This is a genomic window from Burkholderiales bacterium (genome assembly GCA_013695435.1).
Lineage (GTDB): Bacteria > Pseudomonadota > Gammaproteobacteria > Burkholderiales > JACMKV01 > JACMKV01.
In genome coordinates this window covers 1-2,625 of sequence record JACDAM010000152.1, presented here as the reverse complement: position 1 = coordinate 2,625, position 2,625 = coordinate 1, and the positions used below count along the sequence as shown (strand labels likewise).

Here is a 2,625-nt window from a genome sequence, read left to right as displayed (position 1 = left end):
ACGCAACCCTGCGAGCCCTTACGAAGGACGATATGGCTGCCGCGCTGACGAGTTACGACGAAGCCGAGATGTTGCAAAGCACGAACGACCTCAGCACCCGAAACGACGGGCAGGCTAGGCATTTACGGCGACTTGAAACGTGGTAAGCAGTGAACGACCGGTGACGGTTATTGGAAATTCTTCCAGGTAAAGCTCGGTTGCTTCCCGCAGATTCGCGAGCGCTTCTTCAACAGTTTCACCTTGAGAAGTTGTTCCCGTTTCAGGATTCAACGCCATAAAGCCGCCCTCGGCGGCAGGCGTTAAGACGGCGGAAAGTTCCATATTTGCTCCTTTTGAAGTTGCGAGTATAGCCGCTCGATTTCCATTCTCTAAGACAGGCAATTAAATTTTGCCGGATGGGGATGCGGGCCGTTGAGGGCCGTCATCCAGCGCTAGCAACGAAGCATTCCCTCCAAGCGCTGCGGTATTAACCGATACACTGCGCTCGACCGCGAAGCGCTGCAGATAGTGCGGACCACCGGCTTTTGGTCCGGTGCCCGACAAGCCTTCGCCGCCGAACGGTTGCGCGCCGACGGCGGCGCCGATGATGTTGCGGTTGACGTAGAGATTGCCGACGCGGACACGCGTTGTCACGCGATCTGTCGTTTCATCGATGCGGCTGTGCACGCCGAGCGTGAGCCCGTAGCCGGTCGCATTGATGCGGTCGATCACGCGATCGAGTTCGCCCGACTTCCAGCGCAGCACGTGCAGCACCGGACCAAAGACTTCGCGTTCGGGTATTTGATCCCAGTTGATTTCGAACGCACGGGGCGAGAAGAAAAAGCCGTGTTCGCAGGCGGCGGAGAGCGGCGCGGTTGCCAAGGTTTGCGCACGAGTGCTCAAACCTTCGCAATAACTTTCGAGCGCCGCCCGTGCGGAATCGTCGATTAACGGTCCGATGTCGGTCGAAAGCTGCGCAGGATCGCCGATCGACAGTTCGGCCATTGCGCCCTTGAGCATCTCGATCGTGGCATCGGCGATGTCATCTTGCACGAACAGCAGACGCGCGGCCGAGCAGCGCTGACCGGCGCTGTTGTATGCCGATTGCATGACGTCGCCGATCAGTTGTTCGAGCAGCGCGGAGCTGTCGGCGATGATCGCGTTCATGCCGCCGGTCTCGGCGATCAGCGGGACGATGGGACCGTTGCCTGATGCAAGGTTGCGGTTGATGGCGCGCGCGGTTTCGGTCGAGCCGGTGAAAACGACGCCGGCGATGCGCGGATCGGCGACGAGGCGCGCGCCGACTTCCTCGCCGGAGCCCGGAAGAAATTGCACCACCGCGGGCGGAACGCCGGCCTCATGCAGCAACTCGATTGCACGCATCGCGATCAGCGGCGTTTGCTCGGCGGGTTTCGCGATCACGGTATTGCCGGCGGCAAGTGCTGCGGTGATCTGGCCGGTGAATATCGCGAGCGGGAAATTCCATGGAGAAAGGCATACGAACACGCCGCGGCCGTGCAGGCTCAGCGTGTTTTGCTCACCGGTCGGGCCCGGCAACTCCCGCGGTTCGGCGAATAGCCGCCTGGCCCCGGCCGCGTAGTATCGGCAGTAATCGACGGCTTCGCGGACTTCGGCGAGCGCGTCGGGAATAATGCGTCCGCCCTCAAACACGATCAGCGCGACGAGTTCGGCGCGATATTGTTCGAACAGATCGGACGCGCGTTCGAGGATTTGCGCGCGCATCACAGCGGGTGTCGCGTCCCATGCTGACGCGGCGGCGACGGCGGATTGCACCGTGGCGTCGACCATGCTCGCATTGGCGTGCGTCACCGTACCGATTTTTAGATCGCGATCGGCCGGCGCGAATACCGCATGCTCGTCGCCGCGCAAACGTTCGCCGTTGAGGAGTGGTGTTGCATGCCACATTTGTCGCGATGCCGCTTCGATGCCGGCGTGCAGTGCCGCGAACGCGTCGGCATTCGCGAGATTGAGCCCGAGCGAATTGTGTCGCAACTCGCCGTACAAGTCGGGCGGCAGAGGGATGCGTGGATGCGGCGTTATGGTGGGCTTTGCGCTATCGCCCAGGGCCGCGAATGGATCGGCGACAACCTGTTCTGGCGGCAGGCGCGTATCGGCGATGCGATTGACGAACGAGGTGTTCGCACCGTTTTCAAGCAGGCGGCGCACGAGGTACGGCAGCAAAGTATTGAAGCTGCCGACCGGCGCGTAAACCCGGCAGGCAACGTTTTCCCGCTGCATGACTTCGGCATACAGCGCCTCGCCCATGCCGTGCAGCCGCTGAAACTCGAATTCGCGGCCGCGCGCGCATTCGAGAAAATACGCGATGGTGTGCGCGTTGTGCGTGGCGAATTGCGGATAGAACGCGTCGCCGTGCGCGAGCAGGCGCGAGCCGCAGGCGAGGTAGGACAGATCGGTGTGAACCTTGCGCGTGTAAACCGGATAGCCGGGCAAACCTTGCACCTGCGCGCGCTTGATCTCGGTATCCCAGTACGCGCCTTTGACGAGCCGCAGCGGGATAGTTTTGCCGTGCTGCTTTGCCAGCGCGGCGATGAGGTCGATTACGTGCGGTGCGCGTTTCTGATACGCCTGCACGGCGAGACCGAAGCCATTCCAGCCGCGCAATTC

General features: G+C 61.9%; 3 protein-coding genes. All 3 read right to left on the bottom strand.

Annotated elements, in window-relative coordinates; genetic code table 11:
• Window positions 1–122 (bottom strand): type II toxin-antitoxin system HicA family toxin (locus H0V78_07975; GenBank protein MBA2351715.1); only part of this gene is annotated, 122 nt, incomplete at its 3' end.
• Entirely contained in the window at window positions 115–321 is a 207-nt protein-coding gene (locus tag H0V78_07970; GenBank protein ID MBA2351714.1) for a type II toxin-antitoxin system HicB family antitoxin, read from the bottom strand. The genes H0V78_07970 and H0V78_07975, both read right to left, overlap by 8 nt.
• Before the next feature lie 60 nt (window positions 322–381).
• Window positions 382–2,625, bottom strand: a 2,244-nt coding sequence (gene putA / locus H0V78_07965) for a bifunctional proline dehydrogenase/L-glutamate gamma-semialdehyde dehydrogenase PutA (protein ID MBA2351713.1), incomplete at its 5' end; no start/stop codon positions are given.

Excerpts from the sequence above, each read along its gene's own strand:
- H0V78_07970 (MBA2351714.1), bottom strand. The coding sequence starts at position 321 with ATGGAACTTTCCGCCGTCTTAACGCCTGCCGCCGAGGGCGGCTTTATG.